Source organism: Epibacterium sp. ABV4_022 (assembly GCF_056159345.1).
Genome location: NZ_JBSWVA010000001.1, coordinates 2274228 through 2286455, shown reverse-complemented (window position 1 = coordinate 2286455; position 12228 = coordinate 2274228). Strand labels below are relative to the sequence as shown.

11 protein-coding genes and 1 pseudogene are annotated in these 12228 nt (G+C 62.0%); 6 read left to right on the top strand and 6 right to left on the bottom strand.

Translation table 11 applies throughout. The features are described from left to right. Positions 1-87 precede the first annotated feature (87 nt). From ACXAF5_RS10780 to coaD, 3 genes are all read left to right on the top strand, one after another. On the top strand, positions 88-984 hold the full coding sequence (locus ACXAF5_RS10780; RefSeq protein ID WP_474946571.1) for a LysR family transcriptional regulator: 897 nt from the start codon (positions 88-90) through the stop codon (positions 982-984). A 56-nt stretch (positions 985-1040) separates the two neighbouring features. After that, on the top strand, positions 1041-1475 hold the full coding sequence (locus tag ACXAF5_RS10775; RefSeq protein ID WP_239319887.1) for a CBS domain-containing protein: 435 nt from the start codon (positions 1041-1043) through the stop codon (positions 1473-1475). Between the two features lie 119 nt (positions 1476-1594). Beyond that, positions 1595-2086, top strand: a complete 492-nt coding sequence (gene coaD / locus ACXAF5_RS10770; protein WP_239319894.1) for a pantetheine-phosphate adenylyltransferase — start codon at positions 1595-1597, stop codon at positions 2084-2086. Between the two features lie 84 nt (positions 2087-2170). Here the strand turns inward: coaD and ACXAF5_RS10765 are convergent, their stop codons facing one another. Continuing rightward, positions 2171-2314 (bottom strand): hypothetical protein, encoded by a 144-nt coding sequence (locus ACXAF5_RS10765; protein WP_239319896.1) that lies wholly within the window; start codon positions 2312-2314, stop codon positions 2171-2173. Positions 2315-2395: 81 nt separating this feature from the next. After that, complete coding sequence (gap, locus tag ACXAF5_RS10760; RefSeq protein WP_474946570.1) at positions 2396-3397, bottom strand: type I glyceraldehyde-3-phosphate dehydrogenase; 1002 nt, start codon at positions 3395-3397, stop codon at positions 2396-2398. A gap of 254 nt (positions 3398-3651) precedes the next feature. Here gap and ACXAF5_RS10755 point away from each other — a divergent pair, with 254 nt between their 5' ends. Beyond that, the gene (locus tag ACXAF5_RS10755; protein WP_239359567.1) at positions 3652-4602 is read left to right on the top strand and encodes a DUF808 domain-containing protein; all 951 of its coding nucleotides are present in this window, start codon (positions 3652-3654) and stop codon (positions 4600-4602) included. Positions 4603-4741: 139 nt separating this feature from the next. Here the strand turns inward: ACXAF5_RS10755 and tkt are convergent, their stop codons facing one another. Next, on the bottom strand, positions 4742-6763 hold the full coding sequence (gene tkt, locus ACXAF5_RS10750; protein ID WP_474946569.1) for a transketolase: 2022 nt from the start codon (positions 6761-6763) through the stop codon (positions 4742-4744). A 325-nt stretch (positions 6764-7088) separates the two neighbouring features. Between tkt and ACXAF5_RS10745 the strand changes: the two genes are divergently transcribed. Both ACXAF5_RS10745 and ACXAF5_RS10740 read left to right on the top strand, forming a co-directional pair. After that, a complete protein-coding gene (locus ACXAF5_RS10745) occupies positions 7089-7994 on the top strand; it encodes a hypothetical protein (RefSeq protein ID WP_474946568.1) in 906 nt (301 codons plus the stop codon). After that, positions 7994-8404, top strand: a pseudogene (locus ACXAF5_RS10740) (cell division protein ZapA); the annotation flags it as partial. The gene ACXAF5_RS10745 and the pseudogene ACXAF5_RS10740, both read left to right, overlap by 1 nt. A 209-nt stretch (positions 8405-8613) precedes the next feature. On the opposite strand, the gene grxD reads toward ACXAF5_RS10740, so the two are convergent. From grxD to purL, 3 genes are all read right to left on the bottom strand, one after another. Next, on the bottom strand, positions 8614-8976 hold the full coding sequence (gene grxD, locus ACXAF5_RS10735; RefSeq protein WP_474946567.1) for a Grx4 family monothiol glutaredoxin: 363 nt from the start codon (positions 8974-8976) through the stop codon (positions 8614-8616). A 199-nt stretch (positions 8977-9175) separates the two neighbouring features. Then, entirely contained in the window at positions 9176-9412 is a 237-nt protein-coding gene (locus ACXAF5_RS10730; protein WP_011538457.1) for a BolA/IbaG family iron-sulfur metabolism protein, read from the bottom strand. Positions 9413-9689: 277 nt separating this feature from the next. After that, the gene (gene purL, locus ACXAF5_RS10725) at positions 9690-11855 is read right to left on the bottom strand and encodes a phosphoribosylformylglycinamidine synthase subunit PurL (protein ID WP_474946566.1); all 2166 of its coding nucleotides are present in this window, start codon (positions 11853-11855) and stop codon (positions 9690-9692) included. Between the last annotated feature and the right edge of the window lie 373 nt (positions 11856-12228).

Genomic DNA, 12228 nt, shown 5'->3' with positions numbered 1-12228 from the left:
GGCTTCAAATAGGTTTTGCATTAACGCAAATGGTTAATGTAGGTTTACCCAGAGCAGAATGCGCAAAAGACTGGAGGATCCCGTCAGATGGAACCCCAATGGGACGATATGAAGGTGTTTTTGGCGGTTGCGCGAGAGAGCAGCCTCTCTGGTGCGGGGCGGGTCCTGAAGATGGACCCGGCCACGGTAGGCCGCCGGGTGGCGCGTTTCGAGGCGGCATTGAAAACATCGCTGTTTGTAAAATCGCCACAGGGCTACGCGCTGAGTGCGGCCGGAGACCGGCTCCTCGGCCATGCCGAGGCGGCAGAGCTGGCCATGCGCGCCGGCGAAGAGGCGCTGACCGGTCCCAGTGATACGCTGTCGGGGCAGATCCGCATTGGCGCGCCGGACGGCTGTGCCAACTACATCCTGCCGCAGGTCTGCGCGGCGATCTCCAAGGACAACCCGGATCTGGACATTCAGGTGGTCGCCCTGCCACGGGTCATCAATCTGTCACGGCGCGAGGCCGATATGGCGGTGACCGTGAGCGCGCCCACCGCCGGCAAGCTGCTGGTGCAGAAGATCACCGTTTATCACCTGCATCTGGCCGCGTCGCGCTATTACCTGCGCGACCATCACCCGATCGAGAAACTGGAACACCTGCGGGATCACCGGATGATCGGCTACATCCCCGACATGATCTTTGACCGCGAGCTGGATTACCTCAATGACCTCGGCGTGGAGCGGGTGTCGCTCGCATCCAATTCGGTGTCCGTGCAGATCAAGATGCTGGCGGAGGGGAGCGCGGTTGGTGTCGTGCATGATTTCTCGCTGCCCAGCCACCGCTCCTTACGCAAGGTGTTGAAGGATGAATTCAGCCTGACCCGCAGTTTCTACCTGGTGCGCCATCAGGGCGATCAGCGCAGCGACCGGCTCAACCGCTTTGCCGAGGCGCTGTCAAAGGGAATTCGCGAAGAGGTGGAGCGGCTGGAAGGCTTGACTTGATCCAATCTTGCGGCAAACTCTTGAGAGAGTGAAAGAAAATTTCAAGGGTGCGCAAAATGCTCGTAAAGTCGATTCTGAAGTCCAAGGACATTACCGATGTGGTGACGATCGGTCCCGAGGCGACGATCGAGGCGGCGGCACAGCTGCTGTCGGATCGCGGGATCGGCACCGTTGTGGTCTCGGCCGATCAGGCCACGCCGCTGGGCATCCTGTCAGAGCGTGACATCGTGCGCCAGCTGGCAAAGACCGGATCGGTGTGCCTGGGGCACAAGGTCGAGGATTACATGACCCGGGAACTGGTGACCTGTGTGCAGGACACCAATGTCGAAGAGGCGCTGACCAAGATGACCGAAGGCCGGTTTCGCCACATGCCGGTGGTCGAGGAGGGCGTGTTGATCGGCATTATCTCGCTTGGCGATGTGGTGAAGGCCCAGCTGACCGAAGTGGCGATGGAAAAATCCGCACTCGAAGGCATGATCATGGGCCATTAGGCCGGTTCCTGGCGCAGCGGCAGATCCGGGGCAGGAAGATTCAGTATTCTCACGGACTTGCATTGCGGGGCGCAACATGATTGCGTGCCCGCAGAATGTGACGCAGGCAGGAGGGGCCCATGCGCATTGGCTTGTATCCCGGAACCTTTGACCCGATAACGCTCGGGCATATCGACATCATTCGCCGGGCGGCCATGCTGGTGGATCGGCTGGTGATCGGCGTGGCGATCAACCGCGACAAGGGGCCGTTGTTCGATCTCGAAGAACGCGTCGCCATGATCGAGGCGGAATGTGCCAAGCTGACCGAACAGACCGGCACCGAGATCATCGCCCATCCGTTCGAGAACCTGCTGATCGACTGTGCCCGCGATGTGGGCGCGCAGGTGATCGTGCGCGGGCTGCGCGCGGTGGCGGATTTCGAATATGAGTTCCAGATGGTTGGCATGAACCGTGCGCTGGATGACAGTATCGAGACGGTGTTCCTGATGGCCGAGGCACGGCATCAGGCGATCGCCAGCAAACTTGTGAAAGAGATTGCGCGGTTGGAGGGCGACGTCAGCAAATTTGTCACCCCCCTGGTGCGCGAAAAGCTGATGCAGCGCCTGGGCTGAGCCCGACGGGCCGCCCTCCCACGGTGACCCAGAAGACCCGGCACGCAGCAGGCAGTGCCGGGTTTTTGCATTTGTCGGGACGGATCAGCGCCAGAACGCCAGCCATTCGATCAGATCGAACAGCTTCTTGCCGAGAAACAGCAGATGTTCGGTGCCAAAAAAGACTGTATCCACCGCCAACGCGGTGAGCAGAAACAGGCCAAGGGTGATGGCGACGGTATTGGACATAGGGGCTGCTCGTTCAGAAAACGCCCGGCCAGCTATGCCTGACCGGGCGTGAAATCTCAACCCTCATGCGAGAGGAGGGCGTCAGTTCAGACGGCCCATGGCGGTGGCGACATCGGCCATCCGCACCGAGAAGCCCCACTCGTTGTCATACCACGCCAGCACGCGCACCATGCGACCGTCGACCACACGGGTCTGATCGGGCGCAAAGATGGAGCTTTCTTCGGTGTGGTTGAAATCGGTCGACACCAGCGGGGCCGGCTCATAGCCCAGCACGCGGGACATGTGCCCCTTGGAGGCCTCTTCCACCGCCGCGTTCACCTCTTCGGCGCTCACCTCGCGACCAGCGCGGAAGGTCAGATCCACGGCAGAGACATTTGGTGTCGGCACGCGGATTGCGGAGCCATCCAGACGGCCCTTGAGGTTGGGCAGCACTTCGCCCAGGGCCTTGGCGGCACCGGTGGAGGTCGGGATCATCGACATCGCGGCGGCGCGGGCCCGGTAGAGATCGTCGTGACGGCGATCCAGCGTCGGCTGATCGCCGGTATAGGCGTGGATCGTGGTCATGATGCCATGTTCGATGCCAAAGGCCTCGTCCAGCACTTTTGCCAGTGGTGCGAGGCAGTTGGTGGTGCAGGAGCCGTTGGAGACCATCTTGTCGGTGACCAGCAGATCCTCGTCATTGACGCCGTAAACCACGGTGCGGTCGACGTTCTTGCCCGGTGCGGACAGCAGCACCTTGCCAGCGCCGCGCTCCAGGTGCTTTTTCGCCTTCAGGCCGTCGTTGAACTTGCCGGTGCATTCCAGCACCACGTCGCAGCCTTCCCAGTCCAGCGTGTCCATGTCGTAGGTGGAATAGACCTGCATGTCGCCACGACCGAGGTTCAGGCGGCCTTCGCTGAAATCGACCTGGCCGGGAAAGCGGCCATGGATGCTGTCGTATTTGATGAGATGCGCGGCGGTCTCGATCGGGCCGGTCGCGTTGACCTTGATCACCTCGATGTCATTGCGAAAGCTGCCCGCGATATGGGCGAGGGTGCAGCGGCCAATGCGTCCGAAGCCGTTGATTCCAACTTTGATGGTCATCTCTGTCGTCTCCACGAGAAGGCTGTCTTAGGGGCAGCCTATAGCGGGCATTAACCTCGGGAAAAAGAAGAAATTAGAGTAAACACAGACTGTTAGCGCAAAACCTTGGTGGTTGCGTTAACAGCTGCAACACCGTTTGCGGTAACTGTCCGCGCCGGGCTTTCTGCTCATGCCGCAACGCGGCACGCTTGAATGCCGACCCGGCCGCGGGCTACACATGACGCAATGAATGCCACTGCGCAAAGAGGTGAGTTATGAGCGGTCTTCTGGCCTTGTTGGATGATGTCGCGGGGATTGCCAAGGTCGCCGCCGCCTCGGTGGATGATGTGGCGACCCAGTCGATGAAGGCGGGGTCCAAGGCGGCGGGGATCGTGATCGACGATGCCGCCGTGACGCCGAAATACGTGACCGGCTTTCAGCCCGCACGTGAGCTGCCGATGATCTGGCGCATCGCGCGCGGCTCCTTCATCAACAAGCTGGTGTTCCTGCTGCCCGTCGCATTGTTGATGTCGCAGTTCGCGCCCTGGCTGATCCCGCCCTTGCTGATCCTCGGCGGTTGTTACCTGTGCTTTGAGGGCGCGGAAAAGATCGTGCATGTGCTGATGCCCCATGACGATCAGTCCGGTGGACCAGATGGCAGCCACGCCGTGGGGGATCCCACCCATCTGGAGGAACAAAAGGTCAAGGGCGCGATCAAGACCGATTTCATCCTCTCGGCCGAGATCATGACAATTTCCCTGTCGACGATCGAGAGCGACGTGCTGTGGATTCAGGCGGCGACACTGGCCGTGGTGGGCATCATGATCACCATCGTGGTCTATGGCGTGGTTGCCATCATCGTGAAGATGGATGATGTCGGCCTCTGGCTCACAGAGGTGGGCCGTACCAGCGGCACTCGCGCGCTTGGTCGTGGCATTGTCGCCTTTATGCCGTGGTTCCTGAAAATGCTGACCGTGGTTGGCACTGCCGCCATGCTCTGGGTCGGCGGTTCGATCATCGTGCATTCCGCGCATCAGATGGGCTGGCACTGGCCCGAAGACACGATCTACAGCTTTGCCAAATCCATCGCCCAAGGCGACGGGCTGGTGGAATGGCTGGTGAAGGCTGTGGTCGACGGTCTCCTCGGCTTTGTCGTGGGGCTCCTGCTGATCCCCCTCGCCACCAAGGTGATCGCGCCGCTGTTTGGGGCCAAAGCCGCCCACTGAACACGCGCACACCGCAAGATCAAAAAAGGGAAGATCAAAAAAGGGCGCCGCGAAATCCGGGCGCCCTTCATCTTTTCCAAAATACCTCGGGGGAGACCCGAAAGGGTCGGGGGCAGCGCCCCCAAACCCCATGTGCCATTTAGCCCAACAGCTCTTTGACCTTGGCAACGGTGCCCTCGGCGGTGATGCCGAATTTCTCGAACAGCTCGCCCGCCGGGGCAGAGGCGCCAAAGCCCTCCATGCCGACAAAGCCCGCTTTCTTCTCCTGACCGCGTTCGCCCAGCAGCAGACGATCCCAGCCGCCATCGCGCACGGCGGCCTCGATGGCCACGCGCACCGGACCTGCGGGCAGAACCTTGCGGCGGTAGGCCTCGTCCTGTGCGTGGAACAGCTCCATGCAGGGTACAGAGACCACGCGGGTGCCGATGCCCTGACCTTCAAGGATGTCTTTTGCGGCCATCGCGGTGGAGACCTCGGAGCCGGATGCCATCAGGATCACCTGACGCTTGCTCTCGGCCTCGGCCAGCACATAGGCGCCTTTCTCGGTGAGGTTCGACAGCTTGTGCTCGGTGCGCACGGTGGGCAGACCCTGACGGGTCAGGGCGATCACCGACGGGGTCTCTTTCGAGGTCAGCGCGATTTCCCAGGCTTCGGCGGTTTCCACCGCATCCGCCGGGCGGAACGTATATGTGTTCGGGGTCGCGCGGCAGATTGCCAGGTGTTCGACCGGCTGGTGGGTCGGGCCATCTTCGCCCACACCGATCGAGTCATGGGTCATGACAAACACGGTGGGGATCTTCGACAGGGCGGCCAGACGCATCGCGGGGCGGGCATAATCGGTAAAGCAGAAGAAGGTGCCGCCATAGGGGCGGATACCGCCATGCAGCGCCATACCGTTCATTGCCGCCGCCATACCGTGCTCGCGGATGCCCCAATAAACGTAGCGGCCCTTGCGATTATCGGTGTCAAACATGCCCAGATCGCCGGTCTTGGTGTTGTTGGACCCGGTGAGGTCCGCAGAGCCCCCCATGGTTTCCGGCATGATCGGGTTGATGACTTCCAGCGCCATTTCCGACGCCTTGCGGGTGGCGACCTTGGGTTGGGCTTCAGACACCTGCTTTTTCAGCGCCTTGATGGTGGCGGAGAGCTTTTTCGGGGCCTCCAGCGCAAAGACGCGGTTGAACCGGTCCTGTTTCTGCTGCGACAGCTCCGCAAAGCGACCTTCCCATTCCGCACGCGCCGCGGCGCCGCGTTTGCCGATCTCCTCCCACTGGGATTTGATCTCGGCGGGCACCTGATAGGCGCCACCGGTCCAGCCATAGGCGTCCTTGGCGGCTTTCAGCTGATCGGCGTCGGTCAGCGCGCCGTGGCCCTTGGAGGTATCCTGCGCGGCGTGACCCAGCGCGATATGGGTCTTGCAGGCGATCATCGAGGGTTTCTTGGTCTTTTTCGCGGCGGTAATGGCAGCGTCGATCTCGGCCGGGTTGTGGCCGTCGATTTCCTGCACATGCCAGCCGGAGGCCTTGAACCGCTGTACCTGATTGGTGCGGTCCGAGAGGTCGACCTGACCGTCGATGGTGATGTTGTTGTTGTCCCAGAACACCACCAGCTTGCCCAGTTGGTGACGCCCGGCGAGGCCGATGGCCTCCTGGCTGACACCCTCCATCAGGCAGCCGTCGCCGGCGATGACATAGGTGTGGTGATCGACGACCTTCTTGCCGTAATGGGCGCGCAGGCTTTCCTCGGCCATGGCAAAACCCACGGCGTTGGAAATCCCCTGACCCAGCGGGCCGGTGGTGACCTCGACTGCGTCCAGAAGGAAGTTCTCCGGGTGGCCCGCCGTCAGCGCGCCGGACTGGCGGAAGTTCTTGATCTGATCCAGCGTCACCTGCGCGTCGCCCATGAGATACAGAAGCGAATAGATCAGCATGGAGCCATGGCCCGCCGACAGAATGAAGCGATCCCGGTCGGCCCATTTGGGGGCGCTCACATCGAACTTCATGTGCTTTTCAAACAGCACGGTTGCAACATCAGCCATGCCGATCGGCATGCCGGAGTGACCGGAGTTTGCACCGGCGACCGCGTCCAGCGTCAGGGCGCGGATGGCGGCGGCTTTGTTCCAATGATCGGGGTTTTCAGAGCGCAGGGCTGTCAGATCCACTGAACTGTTCCTCTTTGGGTTCAAGGGGTTTGTCGCTGGATAGCAGCTAAGGTGCAAAGATCAAGCGCTGAGGGCCTATTTTACAGGGTTTCGCGCGAAGGTCCGCGCGCAAGTGGTTGAAAGCAAAGGGGGGGTGTTTTACCCCATCATGCGATAAGCTGACCGGAGCCGATGGCTCTCACGTTGATTCGTCCCCGCGCCAGCCCGGCCGGGCGCATCGGGTGGCGGGATGCATGGCGACAAACGGCAAAAGACCGGCCCGCGGTCGGAAGGCAGAAGCAGGCTCTGCCCGTACCGCGGCACCGGAGGAGGCGAAGAGGAACGCATGGAGCAGTTAGAAGAATTGCAGGGCCGCATCCAGACTGCGCTGCACCGTATTTATGGCGGCGTCGCGGCGCTGGAACAGAAGCATGCCAACCGGCCGGTGCCGACGCTGGAAGAGCTGGACATGCAAAAGCATGCAGAGCTGTTGGCCGATCTCGAAGACGAGCGGATGGCAAATGCGCAGCTCGAAGAGCGGCTGAAGCTGCTGCACGGCCGTCTTGAGGACATGGAAAAGAAGGTGGCCGCCGTCGACGGCGCCGAGGACATGATCGCGCTGCATGCGGAGCTGGAGCTGCTGCGCAATGCGACCGGCAACCCGGTCGAGGTCGACGCGCTCAAGGCCGAAGTCGCGCGGTTGAAGCAGGACCTGGAAGTGGCCCGCAACCAGGCCGCCAGTGAACACGAAAAGCTTGAGGACGACCTGACGGAGGCCACCGCCCAGAACGAGGCCTTGCAGGCACAGATCGACGCGCTTTCCGCCGGGGCAGGCGCCGAGCTGGCACCGGCGGTTGATACGGCGGCGTTGGACGCCGAACTGGACACGCTGCGCATCGAACTGGAGGCCATGCGGGCCCGGGCCGAAGCGGCGGAGGCAGCTTCTGGCGGTGATGCGCCGGTCGACGAAGGGGTCAGCGCCGAGCTGGACCAGCGCCTGGGAGAGCTGGACGGGGAGTTGCAGAACCTTCGGGCCAGCAACGATCAACTGCGCCAGTCCAATGCCGCCCTGCGTGCGGCCAATGCCGAAGGGGTCGGTGATCCGACATTGATAAATGCAGGATTGGAAGCCGAGGTCGAAGGGCTGAAGGCGGCCCGCGCCACCGACCAGGCCGAGGTCAACGCGGTGCTGGCCCGATTGGAGCCCCTGCTGGCCACCGCGCCCAACCTGCCGGAAGGAGAAGAAGCCTGATGCCGGAAGTGACCATTCACATCGGAGGCCGCGATTTTGTGGTGTCCTGTCAGGAAGGCGAACAGAGCTTTCTGGAGATGGCGGCCGGGATGCTCGACGATGAGGCCCAGGTGCTGTCGGATCAGATCGGGCGCATGCCCGAGGCGCGCATGCTGTTGATGGCGGGCCTGATGCTGGCGGACAAGACAGCCGCAGTCGAGGACCGGATCAAGGAAGTCGAAGCGGTGCTGGCGGAAAAGGATGCCGAGATCGCCCAGAAGGTTGCCGAGCTGGAAGAGCTGCGCAATGCGCCGCCGCCGGAGCCGGAACAGGTCGAGGTGCCGGTCGTGCCGCCACAGGTGGCCGATGCTTTGGCAGATCTGGCAGCGCGCGCCGAGGCGCTGGCCGGCGAAATCGAGCAAAAGGCCGCGCCTGACGATGACGACGAAGACACGGAAGAGGCGGAAGGCTCCGATGCCTCCGCCGACGCCGCCGCAGAAAGCGTTGCCGAGGGCGAAGAGACCGCGCAGGCCTGACCGTTCCTCTGCCACTTAAACAGATAAAAAGCCCGCCGAACCATCAGGTTGGCGGGCTTTCTTGTGAGGATCGGATCCCGGATCAGGCCCGGATCCGGCCCAGATCAGGCGTTGGCTTCGCGGATCTTGTCGGCAGCATCCTTGTCAAAGCTGATGCCGTTTTGCTCAAACATGCCGTCGAGTTCGCCGGAGAGGGTCATCTCGGTGATGATGTCGCAGCCGCCGACAAACTCGCCCTTGATGTAGAGTTGCGGGATGGTCGGCCAGTCGGAATAGTCCTTGATGCCCTGACGGATGTCCTCATCTGCCAGCACGTTCACGTCGGTGTAGTCGACGCCGATGTAGTTTAGCACGCCCGCCACGCGCGAGGAAAACCCGCACTGCGGCATTTCCTTGGTGCCTTTCATGTAAAGCACAACATCATTGGCTTTGACGGTTTCATCGATGCGGGTCTTTGCGTCGGTCATGGTATTGGTCCTTTTTCGTGGCGCCGGGATGCGCGTTTAACGCGATAGTTTCCGGCTGATCGAACGGTTGTAATCTTGCGCCTGTGCGCTGGCGGTGTGAGCGTGTTTCACGATTTCCAGATCGGTGGCTTCCATACCAGGTGGCACGTCAGAAGCTGTGGTCGCGATCTTGTCCGGCTGAGGAGCCAGACTTTCCAACTCATTCCGGCGCTTTGGTGGTCAGAGCGAGGGCGTGGAGCTCACCGCTGGGGCCATCCATTTTCCCCTTGAGCGCGGCATAGACAGCGCGTTGCTGCTGCACGCGGTTCTTGCCGCGAAAGCTCTCGTCGATGACCATGGCGGACATGTGAACGCCATCGCTGCCGCCCACCTGAATTTGCGCATCCGGGAAGGTTTCGCGCAGGAGGGCTTCGATTTCATGGGCCTGCATTGGCATGGGGCGCATCCTTGCTGTGGTGTTCTTTTGCCAAAATGTAGGGCTGCAATGCGGGGGACGCAAGCAACTCTACCGTGATTGTAAGGTCTGTTTCATCGCGACCGATGTGAAACGGGACGAGGGCGCTCCCGCCTGCTTATGGACCGGCCCCAAAGGGGCCCGCCCAACACAGTTGGGCCCGGCACCGCGCAGGCGCGGTGCCGGGCCCAAGGCCGCCAAGGGGGCTTAGCATCTGCTAAGGCACCTGCGGGCGCGGGAGTTCCCCCGCCATTTTTACTCAGGCGACCGCTTCGGCAAAGCTTGCGCGGAAGATCTGGCTCAACTCTTCCAGTGTCGCCTCGGAGCTGCCGATCTTGACGGTGTCGCCGGTAAAGCGGCCAACGGTCAGGAGCGGTACACCAGACTGGCCGGAGGCAATCATCAAGGCCTCTGCCTGGTCAAAGTTGCAGGCGACGAGGTAGCGGGCCTGATCCTCGCCAAAGAGGGTCGGCGTATCGCTGATATCGATCTGCACGCCAACACCGGCGGCCTCGGCCATTTCAAACGCGGCCAGCACCAGACCACCATCGCTGATGTCGGTGCAGGCCTTGATGAAATCGCGGTTGTCGCGGATGAATTCGCCGTTGCGCTTTTCAGCCTCCAGATCCACTGCAGGCGCATCGCCGTCTTCGCGGTTGAAGACCTCGTGCAGGAGCGCCGACTGGCCGAGGTGACCTGTGGTTTCGCCCACCAGCAGCAGCACGTGACCGTCGCGGGCCTCACCCAGGATCGGCTCTTCATCCGCCGCAACCAGACCCACCGCACCGATGGTGGGGGTGGGCAGGATCGCCTGACCGTCTGTCTCGTTATAAAGAGAGACGTTGCCGGAGACGATCGGCATATCCAGCGCCGACACCGCCTCGCCGATGCCTTTGAGTGCGCCGACAAACTGGCCCATGATCTCGGGCTTCTCGGGGTTGCCGAAGTTCAGGTTGTCGGTGGTCGCCAGCGGCTTGGCCCCCACGGCGCAGAGGTTGCGATAGGCCTCGGCCACGGCCTGTTTGCCGCCCTCAACCGGGTTCGCCTTGACGTAGCGCGGGGTCACATCAGAGGTGAACGCCAGTTTCTTGTCGGTGCCATGCACGCGCACCACGCCGCCACCCAGACCCGGACGACGGGCGGTATCGCCCATCACGGTGGTGTCATATTGCTCATAGACCCACTGTTTGCCGGCGTAGTTGGGGCTGGAGATCAGCGCCTTCAGCCCGTCGATCGGGTCAATGGTCGGCACATCCGCATCCGTCAGCGCCTCGGGGGCCTCGACCTCGATCCACGGGCGGTCATATTCCGGCGCGGAGGAGGAGAGTTTTGACAGCGGCAGGTCGGCCTTGACCTCGCCGTTGTGCATGATGAGGAAGCGGTCTTCGGCAATGGTCTCACCCACGATCGCAAAATCGAGGTCCCATTTCTCAAAGACGGCTTTGGCCTCGGCCTCCAGCTCGGGCTTCAGCACCATTAGCATGCGCTCTTGCGACTCCGAGAGCATCATCTCGTAGGCGGTCATCTGCTCTTCGCGCTGCGGAACCTTTTCCAGATCCAGACGCACGCCAAGGCCGCCCTTGTCGCCCATCTCTACGGCGGAGCAGGTCAGACCCGCGGCGCCCATGTCCTGAATGGAGATCACGGCACCGGTCTGCATCAGCTCCAGCGTCGCCTCCATCAGGCGTTTTTCGGTGAAAGGGTCGCCAACCTGCACGGTGGGGCGCTTTTCTTCGATGGTGTCGTCAAACTCTGCCGACGCCATGGTGGCCCCGCCCACACCGTCGCGGCCGGTCTTGGCGCCGAGGTACACAACCGGCATGCCCACACCAGAAGCAGCCGAGTAGAAGATCATGTCGGTCTTCACGAGGCCCGCCGCAAAGGCGTTCACGAGGCAATTGCCGTTGTAAGCCGGGTGGAAGCGCACTTCGCCGCCGACACAGGGCACACCAAAGCAGTTGCCATAGCCGCCAACGCCCTCAACCACGCCATTGACCAGCTGTCGGGTCTTGTGATGCGCAGGCTCGCCAAAGGACAGCGAGTTCATCGAGGCGATCGGCCGCGCGCCCATGGTGAAGACATCACGCAAAATGCCGCCAACACCAGTGGCGGCACCTTGGTAGGGCTCGATGTAGGAGGGGTGGTTGTGGCTTTCCATCTTGAAGACGACCGCATCGCCATCGCCGATGTCCACGATACCGGCGTTTTCGCCGGGACCACAGATCACCTGCGGGCCGGAGGTCGGCAGGGTGCGCAGCCATTTCTTGGAGGATTTATAGGAACAATGTTCGTTCCACATGGCGGAGAAAATGCCGAGTTCGGTAAATGTCGGCTCCCGGCCGATGATCTCCAGGATCAGATCGTACTCATCGGGTTTCAGTCCGTGGTTTTCGATCACTTCAGTCGTAATGGCTGGTTCCTGCATGGCGCTTAGATGGCCCCCCGGGTCGCTTCATGTTGTCGGCCTTTTAGAGCAAGGCCAACGGCGGGGAAAGGGGGCATGATACAGCATCGTGCGGATGCAGGCTGTGCCCGGAAATTGGGCAGGCGGGCCGTTGCCTGCCTGTCGACACATCACATGGGGCGCGCGTCGTCTTATTGCGTCGGAAAAGCGATGTTTTGTCTGGCACCATCGGCGTGCCGCGGCCTAGATCATGTTCGACACCACGCGGCACGCGACACGCGATAGCGGGACATGCGGCGCGCGGGAAAAAACTGGGCAAGATCCTCTGCGGCCAAAAAAAAGGCCGAGCACTAAGCTCGGCCGTAGTCCAACAGGGAGGTATGAAGTGCGGCGT

What these genes read in the sequence shown, in the direction of transcription:
- ACXAF5_RS10780 (WP_474946571.1), top strand. Translation starts at nt 88, where the DNA reads ATGGAACCCCAATGGGACGATATGAAGGTGTTTTTGGCGGTTGCGCGA.
- ACXAF5_RS10775 (WP_239319887.1), top strand. Translation starts at nt 1,041, where the DNA reads ATGCTCGTAAAGTCGATTCTGAAGTCCAAGGACATTACCGATGTGGTG.
- coaD (WP_239319894.1), top strand. Translation starts at nt 1,595, where the DNA reads ATGCGCATTGGCTTGTATCCCGGAACCTTTGACCCGATAACGCTCGGG.
- ACXAF5_RS10765 (WP_239319896.1), bottom strand. Translation starts at nt 2,314, where the DNA reads ATGTCCAATACCGTCGCCATCACCCTTGGCCTGTTTCTGCTCACCGCG.
- gap (WP_474946570.1), bottom strand. Translation starts at nt 3,397, where the DNA reads ATGACCATCAAAGTTGGAATCAACGGCTTCGGACGCATTGGCCGCTGC.
- ACXAF5_RS10755 (WP_239359567.1), top strand. Translation starts at nt 3,652, where the DNA reads ATGAGCGGTCTTCTGGCCTTGTTGGATGATGTCGCGGGGATTGCCAAG.
- ACXAF5_RS10745 (WP_474946568.1), top strand. Translation starts at nt 7,089, where the DNA reads ATGGAGCAGTTAGAAGAATTGCAGGGCCGCATCCAGACTGCGCTGCAC.
- grxD (WP_474946567.1), bottom strand. Translation starts at nt 8,976, where the DNA reads ATGACCGACGCAAAGACCCGCATCGATGAAACCGTCAAAGCCAATGAT.
- ACXAF5_RS10730 (WP_011538457.1), bottom strand. Translation starts at nt 9,412, where the DNA reads ATGCCAATGCAGGCCCATGAAATCGAAGCCCTCCTGCGCGAAACCTTC.
- purL (WP_474946566.1), bottom strand. Translation starts at nt 11,855, where the DNA reads ATGCAGGAACCAGCCATTACGACTGAAGTGATCGAAAACCACGGACTG.